Source organism: Olivibacter sp. CPCC 100613 (assembly GCF_036959255.1).
Classification (GTDB): Bacteria; Bacteroidota; Bacteroidia; order Sphingobacteriales; family Sphingobacteriaceae; genus Olivibacter.
Genome location: NZ_JAWMTI010000003.1, coordinates 684,027 through 698,646, shown reverse-complemented (window position 1 = coordinate 698,646; position 14,620 = coordinate 684,027). Strand labels below are relative to the sequence as shown.

Genomic DNA, 14,620 nt, shown 5'->3' with positions numbered 1-14,620 from the left:
AGTGAAATTAATTTAAATAGGTATTGCGAATATGCTAATAATTAGCGTAAGACGATGGTATTTATTGTTTATTTTGACTTAAAAATCGCTAAAGAAAACGAAAATCCCTGATTTCAGGGGTGTGTTATTAAAGTTAGGTAGGAATGCTTTATATATTTAAACTGACGACTTGAAACTATTTTTTAATTTTAGGGTGATATATTGATTTTTTAATACACATCATAATAAAATCGAATGAATATGGAAGTATTAGAGGTTTGCGAGAAGAAAGCAGTTGTCCCGAAGGATTTATTTAGGGCATTATATCGCGAGGTTTTTCCTTCCGTTGCCCAATATATTGGTAAAAAAGGAGGGACCTTCGAGCAAGCGAAAGATGTATTTCAAGATGCGCTGATCATATATTATGAACAGGTTGTGTGCCATGAAAAAGTAATTAAGGTAAGTGGCCTTGCTTATATTTTCGGTGTTGTGAAGCATCTTTGGAATCATCAATATCGATTAGGGATTAATTATGAACCATTACGATCGGATCGAGAGATTGTTGACGAAGTTGCAGGGGGGCAAGTGTCTAATAAACGTATATTGGCTTTGTTAACCAAGGCAGGGGATCGGTGTCTAAAGCTTCTTAAAGCGTTTTATTATGATAAATCATCTATGACCGAATTAGCAAAACAATTTGGGTTTCGAAGTGAACATTCGGCAACTGTTCAAAAGTTTAAATGCCTGGAAAAAATCAGGTCTTTTATTAAAGTAAAATCATTGCACTATGAGGACTTCATTGAATGAGATAAGTTTATTGGATGCCTATTTACATAATGAATTGATGGGAGAAGAGAAACTATTGCTTGAAGCAAGGTTGATCATTGAGGAGCAACTTAAGGATCATTTGTTCTGGCAAAGACAAAGCTACCGATTTGTTAGAGACTATGGTCGACAAAATTTGCGAGAACAATTGCAAATCGTGGAAGAAGAGTTTCTTGGTGATCCTCGAAATGAAACAATAATTCAACGGATTAAAAGCTATTTTAAGAAACGGCGATTCCGTTAACAAGTTGTTGCGTGAAGTGTGTCGCAATGGATAAATACGAATAATTAATAATCAATAACATATGGATTTTAGAAAATTTGCTGTGTCCCACTACGGGATGAGTGGGAACACTTTTGACCAGTATCAAAGGCGATTCAATCGAAATATATATTCATCGATGACGCCCTATATAACTGAAGAGCGTCAATTGAATGTAGCACAAATGGATGTTTTTTCCCGATTGATGATCGATCGTATTATCTTTTTGGGAGAGGCTGTGGACGATCGGATAGCAAATATCATTCAGGCTCAATTGCTTTTCTTACAGTCAACAGATGCCCATAAGGATATTCAGTTATATATCAATTGTCCGGGTGGTTCTGTATATGCCGGTCTTGGTATTTACGATACGATGCAGTATATAACACCAGATGTTGCAACGATCTGTACAGGTATAGCACTTTCTTTTGGAGCCGTGCTTTTATGCGCAGGAGCCAACAAAAAAAGGGCGGCATTGAAGCACGCAAGGGTAATGATTCACCAACCGTCGGGGGGGATGCAGGGAACGGCTGCTGACTTGGAAATTAATGCGCGTGAAATACTAAAACTGCAAAAGGAACTCTATCAAATCATTGCCGATCATAGTGGTCAGACTTATGAATGGGTACACACCTCTTCCAATCGAGACTATTGGATGACCGCAATGGAGGCTAAAGGTTATGGAATGATTGACGAAGTTTTGGTCAGAGATGTATAAACATCGCGAGTATCAAACAAAAAATCCTGCTGGCGGGTAGCTCAGCAGGATCTCAGTTTAATATATCTGGTTTAAATATATTCTATTGAACACGGCCACTTTGGCGATCTTTCTTTCTCCCAATGGCATAGCCACCGGCACCACCTATGGCGGCACCAATTGCAGCACCTCGTACGCGTTTATCCTTATCGATGATGGCACCCATAACAGCACCGGCGCCGGCGCCAATTGCTGTACCTTTTGCGGCATCACTCCAGCCTTTTTTTTGCGTGCCGGTAGCTACTGGTGTAGCCGATGGTTCGCTTGTTTCATAATATTGTCCTTCTTGTTCAGGCTCGCTGTAATTTGCATTTCCTATATTTTGAACCTCATGCGTTGCTTTAGTTTCCTGCTCCACACGTTCCTTTTCAGTGATTTCAGCTTTTCGAAAGCTATCTAAAGCCAAGCTATCCTTTACTTGCTTCAGCGCTGCTGCTTTCACTAATGCCTCTTCCTTTGCACTGTTATTATTACATGCTGTAAAACCGATTCCGGTGATTAAGCATAAAGCAATGATCTTATTCATGATATTCTATTTTGTTCAGTGTTTTTTATAATGCTAACCTTCTAGAAAAAATTATGCCAAAATTCTATGCAAGCATATTAATTTACAATAAATGACATAAAATTAGTTTTGCATCATCTTGTTGAAAGCGGTACGCAAGGAACACGATGTAATGAAATTAGCGTGCCTTTGCTTTGATTCTTTGTTTTTTAGTTGAATTTTATCATCTTTATCCATTTACTAAACCAAATTGTTTTGAAACTTGAAGCATTTAAAGACACGTTAATTTTGGATTACCCGCCAAAGGAGCTTTCCGTTCATTTACAAGCATTATGGTACGATGCAAAAGGAGAATGGCATTTAGCACATGCTTTGATAGATCATCTGAACGATGTCTCGTCTGCGCATGTACATGCTTATTTACATCGAAAAGAAGGCGATTTGTGGAATGCCGAGTACTGGTACAATCGTGCCAAACAGGTAATGCCCAAAAAGCCATTGAATGAAGAATGGGAAGACTTATTTAATCAGTTGATCTAAATGCCTCCTTCATTTATTTAATTGCACCAAACGCCGCAAAGCACAAATTTTTGTGAAGAATTTCAATTTTACGAAATCCCACTTTTTTCAACAGATCAAGTTGAAAATTAAGTGAGCGGGGGCTGTCTTCTTGTTCAATATAGTTGAATACCTTATCTCGATATGCTTCATTTTCTAGGTCAACTAAATAATTGCTAAAACGTTCATGGTAAATAAGTTGTTGAATGGGGCTTGTTTCCTGGACAACAAAATCGGAAATCCATAAACTACCCCCCGGTTTCAACAGGTGATATAACTTTGTGAAGACGTTTTCCCAATCATTATCGTCACGCAAATGATGGAGTACTGCGGCAGCCATAATCGTACAATAATGCCCTTCTTTAAGAGGAGCTGTGCGGATATCGTCCTGAATGCAGGTTGTCATTCCTGTATTTACAGCTAGGATGCGCTTATGAGCGCGATCTAACATCGGACGACTTAAATCTAACAAGGTGCATGCCAAAGGAGCCTTTTTAGATAAAAGCTTTAAGGTATAATTTCCTGCACCACAACCAATATCTAAGACCGTCTTTAAGTTCGGAGTATGGGCTATGATACTATCCACAATAAGTTCCATACTAAAAGAGGCATCAATAGTAGTTGCTTGACCGGTCTCTATATTGGAAAAGCGTTCGACATCTTGGTCGAAACGCGTTTTGATTTCCTGTACCGTTGATTTGTTTGATAAATTGTTCATTATATCGTTGTTTATAAAACAAATCTATTAATCTGTTTTATGCTTTGGAAATACTATTTTTGGTAATAATTGATACCTTTGAGGTATTATGGAGCTTAGACATCTTATATATTTCAAAACTGTTGCCGAACTTTTACATTTTAGCAAAGCTGCCGAACGTTTACATATTTCACAACCTCCGTTAACGAGACAAATAAAGGAACTAGAAGTGGAGCTGGGGGTGTTATTATTTCATCGAAACAACAAACGGGTTTTGTTGACAGAGGCGGGACGCTATTTTTTAAATGAATGCAATGGACTTATACAGCAGCTTGAACGAAGTAAACAGCTGGTAAAGCAAATACATGAATCATTAAGCGGCGAGTTTCAAATTGGCTATATCAGTTCAACGCCATTAAGTGCACTTGCTAAGATACTGCAACAATTAAGAATTGAATATCCGCTATTAAAGACGCGTTTATACGAGCTTTCAACAGCCAAACAAATAAGAGCGTTAGAGGAAGGGAAATTGGATGTGGGAATTCTTCGCGCACCTATTGATTCCATCTATCTAGACGTAAAATCGCTCTGGCAAGATCCTTTTGTATTGGTATGCCCTGGTAATATCCCTGCAATGCAAACCGGTGACTTAGCAAAAACCGACTTCATTTCTTATAATAGTAATTATGCTCCGCACTATCACCAGCAGTTTATAGCCTGTTGCCATCGAATGGGATTTGAACCGCAGGTCGTTCACGAATGTAACAATATGCATTCCATACTGAGCTTAGTAGAGAATGGTCTTGGTGTGGCTTTGGTCCCTGCGTCTATTAAAAATCAATATCCTTACCTTCATCTGAAGTTTATTGAATTAAGGGATATAACCCTTTGTACAGAAATTGTAATGGCCTACCATCGGCGCACGAAGCATCTTGCCTTGGATAGCTTTAAGAAATACAGTAAATTTTTAATGGCTATTTAGTTCAATGGTCAAAAGGCGAGCGCTTGTTTTATAGAGGAAATTATAATATGTTTACGGCGGCTAAGAAATAAAAAAACAAAAGACAGGTTGGTTCAATACTCGTTTGAGATCGTATAGAAGCGAAATATGCCAATACATAAGAGCAGGGATTGAAATAATTTTAAATGCTATCATATATAATGGAAAGACGAAGTTTTATCAAAAGTACCATGGCCCTTGGTGCTGGTTATTATTTAAGCAATAGCCTTGCTTTTGCACAATCCGAGGATTTCCCGGAGGTGAGAGTGGCAGAGAATATGCGCAATTTTACGAGTGAAGCTGTTGAAAAGGTGATAAAAACCTTTCAAAATAAAGTAAAAAATAAAGAGCTCGCCTGGCTTTTTGGTAACTGTTTTCCCAATACATTGGATACGACTGTTTTCTTTCAATCCATGGACGGTACACCGGATACTTACGTGATTACAGGAGATATTGATGCCATGTGGCTTCGTGACAGCAGCGCCCAGGTGTGGCCTTATTTAGCGCTGGTGAAAGAGGATAAACCTTTGGCTGACCTAATTGCAGGAGTTATTAATCGACAAAGCCACTATATCTTAAAAGATCCATATGCCAATGCTTTCTACGACGACTCTGAGAAAGTTGGTGAATGGGCGAAGGATAAAACTGATATGAAACCAGGTGTGCATGAACGCAAGTGGGAAATTGATTCGCTTTGTTATCCCATTCGTTTAGCCTATCATTATTGGAAAGCAACTAAAGACACGCAACCGTTTAATGATACTTGGAAACAGGCAATACAAAATATTCTAAAGACCTTTAAAGAGCAACAACGAAAGGATGGGACGAGTCCTTATCACTTTGAACGGGTGACCGGGCGTGCCACAGATACTTTACCCATGGATGGTTATGGATATCCCGTAAATCCTATAGGGCTAATCTGCTCGTCGTTTCGTCCAAGTGATGATGCAACGGTACTTTCCTTTTTAATTCCTTCCAATTTCTTTGCAGTAATTTCGCTACGTCAAGCGGCGGAGATGCTAACGACCATTCACAACGATCGTATTTTGGCTAAAGAGTTAACATCCTTAGCTCAAGAAGTGGAAGATGCATTAAATAAACACGCTACTACCAAACATCCAAAATACGGTGAAATATTTGTGTTTGAAACAGATGGTTACGGAGGCCATTTGTTAATGGATGATTCTAATATTCCAAGCCTTTTATCTTTACCTTATCTTGGAGCAGTGAAGGCAGATGACCCCCGTTATGTAAATACACGTAAATTTATTCTTTCTTCCGATAACCCCTTCTTCTATAAGGGGAGTGCGGGTGAAGGTGTAGGTGGACCTCATATTGGAAAAGATATGATTTGGCCAATGAGTATTGTTATGCGTGCATTAACGAGTTCTGATGATAAGGAAATTAAGATGTGTATTCAAACATTGCAGAAGTGTCACGGAGGAACTGGTTTTATGCACGAATCTTACCATAAGGATGATCCAAAGAAGTTTACCCGTTCATGGTTCGCGTGGACAAACACATTATTCGGGGAATTGTTATGGGAAACCTTTGAACGCAAAAAAAGCTTGTTGAGTTAAGCTCAAATTTGTTTTAAAACTAAAATGTTTTAGTTACTGATATAGCGACTAAAACATTTGGTTTTTTTGGTTTGCTTGCTCAGTTTTAAATCATGAGGCTATTTGAGATAGATTATGTTTAATTTTAATAAAGAAACTAATTGGAATAATTTAGATGATGGCATAGCACGGAAAATCCTATCCTACAATGATGAGATGATGATGGTGCGTGTGCGTTTCAAAAAAGGATCTGTGGGTGTTGCGCACCAACATAAGCATACACAATCTACTTTTGTCATCAAGGGAAAGTTTGAATTTCGTATTGGTAATGAAAATAAAGTAATAGAGGCAGGCGATACTTGTTTAATACCGGCGAATGTATTACACGGATGTGTATGCTTGGAAGAAGGGGAGTTGCTGGATATTTTTACACCCCTACGGGAAGATTTTCTTTAAAAACATTCCCATGTTTACCTTTTAGCCTTATCAAAGCTAATTTACATTTTGCAATGGATTATCTTGTGTCAATTTTTTGCACATAATTTTATCTTCCATTAAAAATCCGGAACCGATATCTATATTTTCTGTTCCAATTGTGTTAAAACCCAATCGCGCATAAAATTTTTCTGCTTCATTGTATTTATTCACATTAAGAAGCAAGCTTTTGTCACCTTTACTAATTGCTAAATCTTCCACTGCTTTTATTAATTTTTTTCCAACACCTCTACCTTGCGCTTGGGGTAATATATAAATCTTGTGAATTTTAGTTTGTGACGTTTCTTTATAAGCTAATTCATAAGAGATAAAGCCAAGATATTCGTTGTTTTCCATGGCTAATAGAAAATGATGCGCTAGCTTGGTCATTTGTTGTAATAAGGAAGTTGTGCTATACATCATTTCCAGCATGTAAGTTATTTGTTCAGAAGAGAGAATTTTATCGAAAGTTGCGGGCCAAGTTTCATAGGCGATTTTTTGAACGATGTGAATGTTTTCGGGACTGGCCTCGACAATATATAGCATTTTTTATTTTTTGTTTGCAAAAATAAAAAAATGCTACGAAATTATTATTGTCCAAAGGTTCGGCATACGCTTAAACTGTTCCTATATTAAATAGTCATTATGATTTCGTTATGTTTTGTGAATCAACGGTTTTTCTTACCGTTTTTTAATACATAATTCTTTCTTTTATGGGACATAAGATGTGGAAAGTTGTAAAGTTTGCGATAACAGGAGGAATAGGATTCATTATAGATTTTTTGTTCACTTGGTTTTTTAAGGAACGGATTGGTTTGAATCAGTACGCAGCCAACGGTATCGGATTTTCGATGGCTGTATTGAGTAATTTTTGCCTCAATAAATTCTGGACATTTAATAATAAAGGTAAAATAGGTTTTCAATTCGGCTATTTTGCCCTTTTTAGTTTAATTGGTTTGGCATTAAACACTTTTCTTGTGTTTTGTTTGGTTCAGTACTGTAACCTTAACTTTTATCTAAGCAAGTGTATTGCGATTGGATTGGTATTTATATGGAATTTTTTGGTAAATAATTTCATAACATTTAAAGACCAGCGGATTTTTAAGCAGCAGCAATGAGAAAATACAGAACAATTCATCAAGAAGAAAGAACCTATGGTATTCTACTATTGATTATCGCATCTATAAGTATTTTGAGTCTCTTTGGTGGGGTGATGGAACCCGACGGGGCTCTCTATGCATCGATCGCCAAAAATATGTTGCACTATGATGATTGGTTGAACCTATATGTAAGGGGAGAGGATTGGTTGGATAAACCACATTTAACATTTTGGTTAGCAGCAAGTTCCTTTGAGTTTTTTGGGGTAAGTGGATGGGCGTATAAGCTTCCTTCTCTCTTGATCGGATGGCTTGGTAGTTACTACCTTTATTTGCTGGGTTCTGCATTATATGATAAAAAGTCCGCATTGATTGCTGTCATCGTATATATGACGGCCTTCCATGTCGTGATTTCAAATTTTGACGTAAGAGCCGAGATTTACTTAACAACGTTTACATCGGCTAGTGTTTTTCACTATTATTTGGCTTATCGTTCTTCGCCATATCAGATCATTCCGGGTTCATTCTTTTTGGCATGTGGTATTATGGTAAAAGGAATTTTTGTGATCATTCCGGTATTAGCTGGTTTTGTCATTTATTGGATAATCACAGCTCAATATAAGGAACTACTTAAAATGAAGTGGTGGCTTGCGATCCTTTTAGTTGGCCTATTTATTTTACCTGAACTATATGCACTTTATGCACAGTTCGACATGCACCCCGAAAAGGTAGTTTTTAATCGACAAAATGTTTCTGGCATCCGCTTCTTTTTTTGGGATAGTCAGTTTGGTCGGTTTTTCAATACTGGACCAATTAAAGGGAAGGGAGATGTCAGTTTTTTTCTGCACACAACGTTGTGGGCCTTTTTGCCTTGGAGTGTGATTTTCTATATGGCCGTATTCAATAAGCTGAAAAAGCGATCAATTATGGGCAAACGGAAACATGTTACCCTTATAGTGAATAGTAATGCTCTTGTCGCTTTTCTTCTTTTTTCCTTTTCAAAGTTTCAATTACCCCACTATATCATTATCATCTTTCCGTATTTTTCACTCATCACTGCTTCATGTCTTACTCAGCTGGGGAAGAAGTCATTGAAAACAATTTCAATTATACAACATGTTGTTTTTGCATTAGTCTGCTCCCTTTTGATAGGAATAGCAATGATTTTTAATGTCCCTTTCAAATTCCTTTTTATTTTTTTAACACTGCTTATCACTGCTACTGTTTATTTTAAGTTTTTTCAGGTAAGTGTTCAAAATCTAATTTGTCGGAGTGCTTCTTTAGCAATCATTTTTATGTTGTTCGCTTATATTTTTTTTTACCCGACCTTATTGCGCTATCAAGCTGGTATGATGGCCGGCATCTGGTTACAGAATCATTATCCGAATGAAATAGTGAAAAATTATGAAGGGCATAGTTTTGCATTTGACTTTTATGCACCGAATCGTGTAGAATATGTACGTGATAAATCACTTTTAAAGCCAAAAAATGGCGAAAGACAACTGATTTTTCTACCTACTACTGCTATTGAAGACCTGAAAACACGTTACCAGCTAAGGGTATTGGAGACTTTTGACCACTATCATATTACGAAGTTGAAGTGGGATTTCCTTAATTATAAAACTAGATCGACAACTTTGACAAACTTTTCGCTGGTCGAACTTCAAGCGATTCATTAAGTTTGTCTGATGGACACAAATATGTTGATCGAGTTGATTGTCATCAATAGCAATTACCCTTGGGATCTGTTACTACTGGCTGATCCAAGTAAAAAAGCAATCGAAAAATATCTATATGAAAGTGATTGTTACGTTGCTCGGTGTAATGAAATTACAATAGGTTCAGCGGTTATAAAGACAAAAGGGTCTACAGTTTTTGAACTTATGAATATGAATATAGCTGTTTTCCAGCATATCAAAATAGAGGGTGTGTTTAATATAAAAAAGGTGTCTATGCAAATCATAGACACCTTTTTTATACAAGCTTATCGATTGCAATAGCTAATTTTCGATCTTTCTCTGTTACTACGTTTCCCTGATCATGGGTTGACAACCAAATCTCCACTTTATTCCATTCGTTAGTCCACCTCGGATGATGTTGAGATGATTCCGCCAATAAGGCCACTTTCGTCATAAAGGCAAAAGCATCTGAAAAATTGTTAAATTCAAAATGCTTATATAAACTATTGTTGTTTTCTTTCCACATGAATTATTATTTAATAACAGATAAACAAATCCTATTGGTTTTTGTTCGGTCTTTTACCAACCACCACCTAAGGAGCGGTACAAATCGACTACTGCTACCAATTGAGACTTTTTGATCTGCGCTAATTCAAGTTCACTCTGTAAGACATTGCTCTGCGCGGTGATAACTTCCAAGTAGTTTGCCATTCCTGTATTGAATAGTAAATCCGCATTATGGATGGCACTTTGAAGCTTATTGGTACGATTCAAAGCTATAGATTGCTTTTCTTCTAATTTATTTAATGCAATTAGTGCATCGGAAACTTCTCCCACAGCGGTAATAACTGACTGCTTAAATTGAATAACGCTTTTTTCATGATTAATTGCGGCTAATTCGTAGTTTGTTTTTAGCTGTCTACGTTGCAAAATAGGCTGTGCGATTCCTCCTGCTACCGTACCAAATAACGACGCTGGAATATTGAACCAATTGCTCGACTTAAAAGAGTTAACCCCTCCTTGTGCACTTATGGTCAATGAAGGATACATGCTTGCTCTGGCATACCGCTGATTCGCGCGAGCAGCCACAACGGCTAATTCAGCCTGTTTCACGTCAGGTCGTCTGCTTAACAATAATGACGGTACCCCGGCACTAATTTTTTCCGGGATTCTAATATCATCCAAGGTGCTTTGCATGGCAATAGCTTCTGGAAGTTTGCCGCTTAAAATACTTAATGCATTTTCTTGTATATTAATCTGTTGTTCGAAATCCGGAATTAAAGATGCTGCAGCCAATCGTTGCGCTTCCGCTTGTTCCAGGCCCAGAAGCGTAATTTCACCTACATCATATTGTTGTTGGATGATATTTAATGTACTATCATTTAAGGCTAAATTCTGGCGGGCAATCTTTAATTGTTCATGCAGCATAAGTAAATTATAATAGCCTTGTGCTACATAAGAGACAATTTGTGTTTGCACAGCTTTTTTTGCTTCCTCTGTTTGCAAGTAGGCAGCCAGGGCTTCCGCCTTTTGATTCTTTATTTTACCCCATATATCGGCTTCCCAGGACAGGGCCAAAGCCGCCGTGTAATCTTCGATGTGGTTGCTTCCTAGAAATTGATTTAAGCTTATTCCATTTAAACTATTATTTGATGGATTCGTACTGTTTGCACTTACTTGTAAATTTACATTCGGGGTATAACCAGCTCTTGCTTGCTTCAAGGTAGCTTGCGCAGCATCTATATTTTTAATAGCTAACTGCAAATCAACATTGTGCGTAATAGCGGTATCAATTAGTTTTTGTAAGGTAGCGTCGCCAAAAAAATCACGCCAGGGAATATTGGCTATACTAATTGAATCATCAGAAAGCACTTCCGCATTCCGAAAATTGCCTGGAATCGGCGCTTCGGTATGAATAGCCTTGTCCGTTGTTTTGCAGGCGAAAAAGAATGCCTGCAAAACGAAGATTATAAAGAGATTTAATTTACTGTTCATTTTTTAGAATATTGTTATCCTTCATGATATTAACTTAAGGGGATCGTATCAGATACCGCCACTATTTCTTTACTTTGCTGATCGTGTGAAGCATCGCCTACTTGTTTGGGTGCACCGGAAACACGTTCTTGCAAGTGTTGAAAAACAATGAAGAGCACGGGGATAATAAAGAGACCTAAGATAACGCCCGATAACATTCCCCCTGCAGCACCAATACTGATCGAGTGGTTTCCTTGAGCCGATGGACCATTGGCGCTCATCATCGGTATCATGCCTACTACAAAAGCCAATGAAGTCATAATGATAGGTCTCAACCTTAGTTGTGCGGCCTCTAAAGCTGCAAGAGCAATTGATTTTCCAGCTCTCCGCCCTTGCACAGCAAACTCAACAATCAATATCGCATTTTTAGCCAATAACCCGATAAGCATAACCAGAGCTACCTGTACATAAATATTGTTTGCAATACCTGTCATTCCGATTGCCGCAAATACACCAAAAATACCCGTAGGAATAGATAGAATAACGGCAAGTGGAAGTATATAACTTTCATATTGAGCCGCTAACAAGAAATAAACGAATACCAAACATAAAAGGAAAATAACGGTCGATTGCCCCCCTGATGTTATTTCTTCCTTGGTCATTCCCGAAAATTCATAGGAAAAACCGGAAGGAAGGTATTGTTTAGCTACTTCTTCTACGGCGTTAATGGCGTCACCCGAACTAAAGCCCGGATTTGGCATCGCATTAATACCAATAGAATTAAATAGATTATAACGTGATGCCGTCTCCGGACCATATACACGATCTAATTTAACTAAGGTGTTAATAGGTACCATTTCACCCATCCTATTCTTGACATAAATTCCGTCCATGGAAGAGGGGTCCGCACGATCCGTTTTATCGGCTTGTATCATAACGCGATAATACTTTCCAAACCGATTGAAATCGGATGCTTGCGAACTTCCGAAATAAGCTTGCATGGTTTGCAGAATATCGCGCGTGCTGACGCTAAGCTGCTCCGCCTTTACATCGTCAACTTGTAGCTCATATTGTGGATAGTCAGCGCGGAAAGTCGTAAAGGCAACCATGATTTCAGGACGCTTCATCAGTTCTCCAATAAAGGTTTGCCCTACTTGACCGAATTTATCCAATTTACCCCCTGTGCGATCTTGCAAAACCATATCCAATCCATCAACATTACTAAAGCCAGGTACGGTGGGGAAGGTAAATACAAAGAAATTAGCCCCTTTAATGGCCGCCAGTTTTTGATTTACCACGCCCATAATATCATTGATATCCTTTACCTCACCTCGTTCTTCATGAGGCTTTAATAAGATAAAAGCAACTCCGGCCGATGGGCTTGTCGCTTGGGTTAAGATGTTGAAACCCGAAATAATGTTAAGTGTCTTCGTAAAAGGCGTATTTTGCAAATGTTGTTCTGCTTCTTTCAGTGCATTCGTTGTACGCTCTAAAGAAGCACCTACAGGCATGGAAAGGGAGATGGCTATAAATCCTTGATCTTCGGAAGGTATAAATCCTGTAGGTGTTCTTCTAATCATGAAAATGGTTAGCACTAAAAGCACTGCTAAGCCAGCCATGCTGAACCATTTGTAACGAACTAAGAAACGTAAGCTGCCAACGTAATTTTTTGTCAGACGATTAAAGCTTGTATTAAAACCTACAAAGAATTTGTCTTTGAAGCTTAATTGTTGTTTCTTTTCTCCATGATGAGGCGTTTCTTTCAAGAAAAGGGCACACAAGGCAGGGCTAAGTGTTAACGCATTGATTGCCGAAAGCACAATAGCAATAGCTAAGGTAAATGCAAATTGCCTATAAAATACACCTGTTGACCCTTCCATGAACCCAATGGGTAAGAACACTGCCGACATAACCAAGGTAATCGATATGATGGCCCCGGTAATTTCGCTCATGGCTGACGTGGTGGCAATTCTGGGCGGCAAGTGCTGATGTTCCATCTTCGCATGAACCGCTTCCACTACCACAATTGCATCATCCACCACAATCCCAATAGCTAATACTAACGCAAAAAGCGTGAGCAAATTGATGGAGAAACCAAACAACTGCATGAAGAAGAACGTCCCGATAATGGCGACCGGTACAGCAATCGCCGGAATAAGCGTCGATCTAAAATCTTGCAAGAAAATAAATACCACTAAAAATACCAGAATAAATGCTTCGATCAGCGTATGTTTAACCTGATCAATGGATTGATCCAATGAATCCTTAGTGTTATATAATACTAAGTACTTAACACCCTTTGGAAAATCTTTGGCTGCTTTTTCCATGAATTCCTGGATACCAATTTGTATTTCGTTGGCATTTGAACCTGCCAATTGCATAACGCCAATATTAAGACCTGCTTTTCCGTTAATGCGTGTATGGCTGGCATAGGTATATGCACCTAGCTCAACACGCGCTACGTCCTTAAGTCTAAGTACTGATCCATCTGCATTTGCGCGTATAATAATATTTTCATAATCGCTGGGCTGATTAAGCTTACCTTTATATTTTATGACAAATTCGAAGGCTTCACTGCTGCTCTCACCAAATTTTCCAGGCGCAGCTTCTACGTTTTTATCTTGTATGGCTGCCATTACTTCACCAGGTGTTAATTTATAACTGGCCATCTGATTGGGATTCAACCAAACGCGCATAGAATAATCTTTACTACCACCAAATACCAGCGCCTGGCCTACACCTGGAATACGCTTCAGCTCTGGGATGATATTGATTTGCGCATAGTTTGTCATAAAAGTTTGATCATAAGTGCCTTCGTCTTCTGTATAAAGATCTAATACCATGATCAAACTGTTCTGTTGTTTTGCCGTCGTAATACCTGCCTGAACAACTTCGGCAGGTAATTGACTGGTCGCCTGTGCAACGCGATTTTGTACATTTACTGCAGCTTGATCGGGATCCGTACCCAGCTTGAAATAGACCGTAATCATCAAGGATCCGTCGTTACTGGCAGTAGAACTCATGTAACTCATGTTCTCAACACCATTTATAGATTCTTCTAAAGAAGGTGCTACCGCACGGAGAACAGTTTCGGCGTTGGCCCCTGGATAAAGAGCCGTTACCTGTACGGCTGGAGGAGCTATATCAGGAAATTGCTGCAAAGGCAATTTTACAATCCCGATAACTCCTAGAATTACGAGTAGTATGGATATGACCGTGGCTAATACCGGTCTTTCAATAAATCTCTTTAACAT

16 protein-coding genes are annotated in these 14,620 nt (G+C 38.4%); 10 read left to right on the top strand and 6 right to left on the bottom strand.

The annotated features are described in order from the left end of the window. Nucleotides 1-240 precede the first annotated feature (240 nt). The 3 genes from RYH73_RS13815 to RYH73_RS13805 all read left to right on the top strand — a co-directional run bounded on the left by RYH73_RS13815 (nt 241) and on the right by RYH73_RS13805 (nt 1,784). The gene (locus tag RYH73_RS13815) at nt 241-786 is read left to right on the top strand and encodes an RNA polymerase sigma factor (RefSeq protein ID WP_335314025.1); all 546 of its coding nucleotides are present in this window, start codon (nt 241-243) and stop codon (nt 784-786) included. After that, nucleotides 767-1,048 carry a hypothetical protein gene (locus tag RYH73_RS13810; RefSeq protein ID WP_335314024.1) on the top strand — a complete coding sequence of 94 codons (282 nt, stop codon included), beginning with the start codon at nt 767-769 and terminating at the stop codon, nt 1,046-1,048. The genes RYH73_RS13815 and RYH73_RS13810 overlap by 20 nt, the downstream gene beginning before the upstream one ends. A gap of 61 nt (nt 1,049-1,109) precedes the next feature. Beyond that, nucleotides 1,110-1,784: an ATP-dependent Clp protease proteolytic subunit gene (locus RYH73_RS13805; protein ID WP_335314023.1), complete on the top strand. Its 675-nt coding sequence runs from the start codon at nt 1,110-1,112 to the stop codon at nt 1,782-1,784. A gap of 82 nt (nt 1,785-1,866) precedes the next feature. Here RYH73_RS13805 and RYH73_RS13800 read toward each other — a convergent pair whose 3' ends face one another. Next, entirely contained in the window at nt 1,867-2,349 is a 483-nt protein-coding gene (locus tag RYH73_RS13800) for a YMGG-like glycine zipper-containing protein (RefSeq protein ID WP_335314022.1), read from the bottom strand. A gap of 234 nt (nt 2,350-2,583) precedes the next feature. On the opposite strand from RYH73_RS13800, the gene RYH73_RS13795 reads away from it, so the two are divergent. Continuing rightward, nucleotides 2,584-2,868 carry a hypothetical protein gene (locus RYH73_RS13795; protein ID WP_335314021.1) on the top strand — a complete coding sequence of 95 codons (285 nt, stop codon included), beginning with the start codon at nt 2,584-2,586 and terminating at the stop codon, nt 2,866-2,868. Nucleotides 2,869-2,881: 13 nt separating this feature from the next. Here RYH73_RS13795 and RYH73_RS13790 read toward each other — a convergent pair whose 3' ends face one another. Then, nucleotides 2,882-3,604 carry a class I SAM-dependent methyltransferase gene (locus tag RYH73_RS13790; RefSeq protein ID WP_335314020.1) on the bottom strand — a complete coding sequence of 241 codons (723 nt, stop codon included), beginning with the start codon at nt 3,602-3,604 and terminating at the stop codon, nt 2,882-2,884. A gap of 88 nt (nt 3,605-3,692) precedes the next feature. On the opposite strand from RYH73_RS13790, the gene RYH73_RS13785 reads away from it, so the two are divergent. From RYH73_RS13785 to RYH73_RS13775, 3 genes are all read left to right on the top strand, one after another. Beyond that, on the top strand, nt 3,693-4,565 hold the full coding sequence (locus RYH73_RS13785) for a LysR family transcriptional regulator (protein WP_335314019.1): 873 nt from the start codon (nt 3,693-3,695) through the stop codon (nt 4,563-4,565). 179 nt (nt 4,566-4,744) lie between these two features. Then, nucleotides 4,745-6,163: a glycoside hydrolase family 125 protein gene (locus RYH73_RS13780; protein ID WP_335314018.1), complete on the top strand. Its 1,419-nt coding sequence runs from the start codon at nt 4,745-4,747 to the stop codon at nt 6,161-6,163. 114 nt (nt 6,164-6,277) lie between these two features. After that, nucleotides 6,278-6,598, top strand: coding sequence for a cupin domain-containing protein (locus RYH73_RS13775; RefSeq protein WP_335314017.1), 321 nt, complete (start codon nt 6,278-6,280; stop codon nt 6,596-6,598). Between the two features lie 36 nt (nt 6,599-6,634). On the opposite strand, the gene RYH73_RS13770 is transcribed toward RYH73_RS13775, so the two are convergent. Beyond that, complete coding sequence (locus tag RYH73_RS13770) at nt 6,635-7,162, bottom strand: GNAT family N-acetyltransferase (protein WP_335314016.1); 528 nt, start codon at nt 7,160-7,162, stop codon at nt 6,635-6,637. 167 nt (nt 7,163-7,329) lie between these two features. Between RYH73_RS13770 and RYH73_RS13765 the strand changes: the two genes are divergently transcribed. Genes RYH73_RS13765 through RYH73_RS13755 form a run of 3 tightly spaced genes read left to right on the top strand, consistent with a single transcriptional unit; the run spans nt 7,330 to nt 9,713 of the window. After that, nucleotides 7,330-7,734 (top strand): GtrA family protein, encoded by a 405-nt coding sequence (locus tag RYH73_RS13765; RefSeq protein ID WP_335314015.1) that lies wholly within the window; start codon nt 7,330-7,332, stop codon nt 7,732-7,734. Then, nucleotides 7,731-9,392, top strand: coding sequence for an ArnT family glycosyltransferase (locus RYH73_RS13760; RefSeq protein ID WP_335314014.1), 1,662 nt, complete (start codon nt 7,731-7,733; stop codon nt 9,390-9,392). The genes RYH73_RS13765 and RYH73_RS13760 overlap by 4 nt, the downstream gene beginning before the upstream one ends. 9 nt (nt 9,393-9,401) lie before the next feature. After that, the gene (locus RYH73_RS13755) at nt 9,402-9,713 is read left to right on the top strand and encodes a hypothetical protein (RefSeq protein ID WP_335314013.1); all 312 of its coding nucleotides are present in this window, start codon (nt 9,402-9,404) and stop codon (nt 9,711-9,713) included. Here the strand turns inward: RYH73_RS13755 and RYH73_RS13750 are convergent. Genes RYH73_RS13750 through RYH73_RS13740 form a run of 3 tightly spaced genes read right to left on the bottom strand, consistent with a single transcriptional unit; the run spans nt 9,688 to nt 14,620 of the window. Further along, nucleotides 9,688-9,918: a 4a-hydroxytetrahydrobiopterin dehydratase gene (locus tag RYH73_RS13750; RefSeq protein WP_335314012.1), complete on the bottom strand. Its 231-nt coding sequence runs from the start codon at nt 9,916-9,918 to the stop codon at nt 9,688-9,690. The two genes, RYH73_RS13755 and RYH73_RS13750, sit on opposite strands and share 26 nt — an antisense overlap. A gap of 53 nt (nt 9,919-9,971) precedes the next feature. Then, nucleotides 9,972-11,387 (bottom strand): TolC family protein, encoded by a 1,416-nt coding sequence (locus RYH73_RS13745; RefSeq protein ID WP_335314011.1) that lies wholly within the window; start codon nt 11,385-11,387, stop codon nt 9,972-9,974. Nucleotides 11,388-11,416: 29 nt separating this feature from the next. Further along, nucleotides 11,417-14,620, bottom strand: coding sequence for an efflux RND transporter permease subunit (locus tag RYH73_RS13740; protein WP_335314010.1), 3,204 nt, complete (start codon nt 14,618-14,620; stop codon nt 11,417-11,419).

Bases quoted from the DNA above. Each gene is read 5' to 3' on its own strand.
- RYH73_RS13815 (WP_335314025.1), top strand. From the start codon at position 241: ATGGAAGTATTAGAGGTTTGCGAGAAGAAAGCAGTTGTCCCGAAGGAT.
- RYH73_RS13810 (WP_335314024.1), top strand. From the start codon at position 767: ATGAGGACTTCATTGAATGAGATAAGTTTATTGGATGCCTATTTACAT.
- RYH73_RS13805 (WP_335314023.1), top strand. From the start codon at position 1,110: ATGGATTTTAGAAAATTTGCTGTGTCCCACTACGGGATGAGTGGGAAC.
- RYH73_RS13800 (WP_335314022.1), bottom strand. From the start codon at position 2,349: ATGAATAAGATCATTGCTTTATGCTTAATCACCGGAATCGGTTTTACA.
- RYH73_RS13790 (WP_335314020.1), bottom strand. From the start codon at position 3,604: ATGAACAATTTATCAAACAAATCAACGGTACAGGAAATCAAAACGCGT.
- RYH73_RS13785 (WP_335314019.1), top strand. From the start codon at position 3,693: ATGGAGCTTAGACATCTTATATATTTCAAAACTGTTGCCGAACTTTTA.
- RYH73_RS13780 (WP_335314018.1), top strand. From the start codon at position 4,745: ATGGAAAGACGAAGTTTTATCAAAAGTACCATGGCCCTTGGTGCTGGT.
- RYH73_RS13775 (WP_335314017.1), top strand. From the start codon at position 6,278: ATGTTTAATTTTAATAAAGAAACTAATTGGAATAATTTAGATGATGGC.
- RYH73_RS13770 (WP_335314016.1), bottom strand. From the start codon at position 7,162: ATGCTATATATTGTCGAGGCCAGTCCCGAAAACATTCACATCGTTCAA.
- RYH73_RS13765 (WP_335314015.1), top strand. From the start codon at position 7,330: ATGGGACATAAGATGTGGAAAGTTGTAAAGTTTGCGATAACAGGAGGA.
- RYH73_RS13760 (WP_335314014.1), top strand. From the start codon at position 7,731: ATGAGAAAATACAGAACAATTCATCAAGAAGAAAGAACCTATGGTATT.
- RYH73_RS13755 (WP_335314013.1), top strand. From the start codon at position 9,402: ATGGACACAAATATGTTGATCGAGTTGATTGTCATCAATAGCAATTAC.
- RYH73_RS13750 (WP_335314012.1), bottom strand. From the start codon at position 9,918: ATGTGGAAAGAAAACAACAATAGTTTATATAAGCATTTTGAATTTAAC.
- RYH73_RS13745 (WP_335314011.1), bottom strand. From the start codon at position 11,387: ATGAACAGTAAATTAAATCTCTTTATAATCTTCGTTTTGCAGGCATTC.
- RYH73_RS13740 (WP_335314010.1), bottom strand. From the start codon at position 14,620: ATGTTAAAGAGATTTATTGAAAGACCGGTATTAGCCACGGTCATATCC.